Source organism: Legionellales bacterium (assembly GCA_026125385.1).
Taxonomy (GTDB): Bacteria; Pseudomonadota; Gammaproteobacteria; order JAHCLG01; family JAHCLG01; genus JAHCLG01.
In genome coordinates, this window is the sequence record JAHCLG010000064.1 from 1 (window position 1) to 3,310 (window position 3,310).

The 3,310-nt window shown below is 33.0% G+C and carries 3 protein-coding genes; 2 read left to right on the plus strand and 1 reads right to left on the minus strand.

The features are described 5' to 3' along the window. Positions 1 to 252, plus strand: a 252-nt coding sequence (locus KIT27_12340) for a hypothetical protein (GenBank protein ID MCW5590435.1), incomplete at its 5' end; no start/stop codon positions are given. A 196-nt stretch (positions 253 to 448) separates the two neighbouring features. Next, positions 449 to 2,746, plus strand: a complete 2,298-nt coding sequence (locus KIT27_12345) for a YcaO-like family protein (protein MCW5590436.1) — start codon at positions 449 to 451, stop codon at positions 2,744 to 2,746. Positions 2,747 to 2,749: 3 nt separating this feature from the next. Here the strand turns inward: KIT27_12345 and KIT27_12350 are convergent. After that, the coding region (locus KIT27_12350) for a class I SAM-dependent methyltransferase (protein MCW5590437.1) at positions 2,750 to 3,310 on the minus strand (561 nt) is incomplete at its 5' end.

Sequence of the window (3,310 nt, forward strand, 5' to 3'; positions counted from 1 at the left end):
TCGGTCAATCATGCCAAAGCGCATGCTCTCGCCTTGCACGCCGATACGAATTTTTCTGCTTATCAAACGGCATTTAATCAAATTCATCGCCATATTCAATTAGGAGATGCTTTTCAAGTGGTATTCGGTCGAATGTTTATTGGTGAATTTTTAGCCCGAATAATCCATGTTCATTTTTATCGGAGAAGAGTTATATTTGATTTTTTATGGTTTTATAGTTATCATCCTAAACAATTTGTTAGTAATTTCTGAATGGAGCTATGAAATGATAGAGAAATCTAAAAATAAACAATGTGAAATAATTCAACCAATAACTAGCGAAAATAATGAGCTTAATTTTCCAGTTGATATAGAGGAATTAATCTATGCCACTGATTGTGCGTGCACATACGAAGATGATGAATCTGTGTAGCACTGAGTTTGATTAATAAATTTTGGTGTAATGTTTGTGAAAGTGGTAGCTTTGCCATTTTTGGCTATTCCTTTACAACAAGGGGTATTAATACAGTACGGCGAACTTAAACTCGTAATTAAAGGCCAAAATTCTTTTGAAATTGTTGAAAGAATTAAACATTTAGCAGCTTTTCCTATAGAAGAATCTCATATTACTGAGCAACTTAATCAATGCAACTTTAATGATAATAATGCTGATGATGTTAAAACGATATTAAAAGATCTTTTAGCAAACAACCTTCTAATTCAAATAAACGATATTACTACTTTCGAAACCAAAGATACGCCAGAATCGGTATTTTACTGGCATCTAAAACTCACTGAAAAGGAAGCGCAAGAAAAATTAGTTACAGCTAACATAATCATCCTTGGTATTAATGTTGGCTCATTGCAGCTAGAAAAGCACCTCAAACAACTAGGCTTTGCGAATGTGTATTGTGTATCTGATGATGCTTTGAATATGAGGCCTATTAAAAAAAATTATTTATATACTAAAAGCTCTCTAGAAACAAAAAAACTGTTACTTGCTGCGGATTATATTATTGCTTATTCACTTTTCAATCTTGTGGAACCATTACTTTATTGGAATGATTTCTGCTTAATTCAAAAAAAGAAATTTCTACCTATAACAATTAACAATAGTCATTCATATATTGGTCCATTGCTTTTATCGAATAGTGTGAGCTGTTTTCGATGCGCCGTCTCAAGAGAGTTATCAGGCCTCAATGATAGATACTTAGATTCAATGAAAAATTATCATCAAAATGAAGTAAGTTCCAATCAAGGATATCATGTCGGTGTAATATCTCAGACTAACATTATAGCTGGGAATATCTTGCTCAATCACATACTTTGTCCCACATCATTAAAATTAGATACTTTGATAGAATCACGATTTTTAGGCTGTTATATTAAGGAACACTTAATTCATAAAGTTCCATTATGTCACGCATGTGAAAAAAATTCGCCTGTGGTTACAAAAGAAAAAACCCTTACCCTTGCTAAAAGAGATAAAATTAAAAATTTGTTAGACCCGCAGTTTGGCATTTTAAAATATTTACGTATGGTGGAAGACATTGATCATGAGTCTATTTTTTTTCATTATTTAGCTTGTGCTAACAACACACGAGCTTTCACAGATCAAAAAAACTTCCCCTATGGAAAAGGAGTAGCAACAACAGTAAAACGAGCAAAGCAAAAAGCTGTGGGTGAGGCCATTGAAAGATATTGCTCTGCAATTTATGATAAAAATCAGTTTCCATTTGTCACAGCCAAAGAAGCTCCATTTACTGTTTTTCCCTTAGATAAATTAGTCTCATATGAGAAAAATTATTACCAGGGAAAAAAGCGGCTGAAAAAACTAACTGAAACCGATAGATTGCATTGGGTTTCTACTCGCGAATTGCAAAGCAATCAAGTTGTATATGTGCCGGCTAGTTTAGTTCATTTACCTTATGACTCAAAATCGGATGAGATAAAAATAACTCAAAATATATCTACTGGCCTAGCAAGTCATACTTCATATTATGAAGCAGCTGTATCAGCAATCTGTGAGGTAATTGAAAGAGATGCTTTCATGATATTTTGGAGAAATAAATTATCGCCTCGTCGAATAAAATTTAGCACCTTAACTAGATCGCTGCAGTACATTATCGAAGATTTTAATTCGAGAAGACTTAAGGTATCATTATTTGATATGACAACAGATGTGGGTATCCCAGTTGTTTTTGGTATACTAAGATCAGAAAATAAACTTCCTTTACTAGCGGCAACGGCTGCATGCAACGTATCTCTGTCAAAGGCAATTCAGTCTACCTTAGAAGAGCTAGAGTTAGTTCGCTACAATTTACTTTTACTTCATGAAACAGACTATTATCAACAAGTAAAGTCTTTAGAAAAAACACAGGTAAGAGATCAAAGAGACCATATGATTTATTGGCAAAATGAAGAAAATCAACACGAGATTTCATTTATAGAACATACTAATTTGAATATTGACTACCAACAAATACCTAGCTTTGACTCTGAAAGTAGCAATAAGAAACTCGACTATCTAAGTGAACGACTAAATAATTGTAAGTTAGAGTGTTATTTGGCCGACATTACTACTGAAGATGTGAATAGGTTAGGATATTATGTGATACGAGCACTAATTCCACAGGCTCATCCTTTATCTTTTGGTTATTTAAACGATTCTTTTGAATGCCAACGACTACATGAAGTTCCTATCAAATTAGGATACACGCTAACTAAGAAAAAAACCTACTATCAAGTTCCTCATCCATTTCCGTAGCAATTATGCTACATGTTTTGGCTTCATCAAATGAACTTTTAATAATAATCTCTCATGATCGGCAAACTTATATATATGATTCTTTCTCATTAAATCCATGAAAACACTGCTGACTTCATTTAAAAAACACTGATGCAAGCTATTTGGTAGCACATGAAGATGAGGTAACCAACCCGATAATAATGATTCAAATTTTGGTTTACTATCAATACCATACAATTTTTCAGAAACGCACTCAATTTTTTCGATACTAAAGCCAGCAGCTTTTGCTAACTGCGGATAGTTAGTATCATCATAATAGTGATAGCCTGGGTCAAAATCAATAAAGTACGATTTCCATTGATTTTTATTGATAACATTATCTAGTGATTCCCATAGTAGTTTTGGTCTTGGTACGATAGCAAAGAGGGTCTTGCCTCCAGGTTTTAATAAATTATAAATTTTTTTCAAAACAATCTCTTGGTTTTTAATCCAATGTAAACAAAAAAAAGAAATAGCCATATCAAATTGTTGGTTTAAATTCATTTCTTCGGCACGCATTACCACATATTCAATGTTTGCATG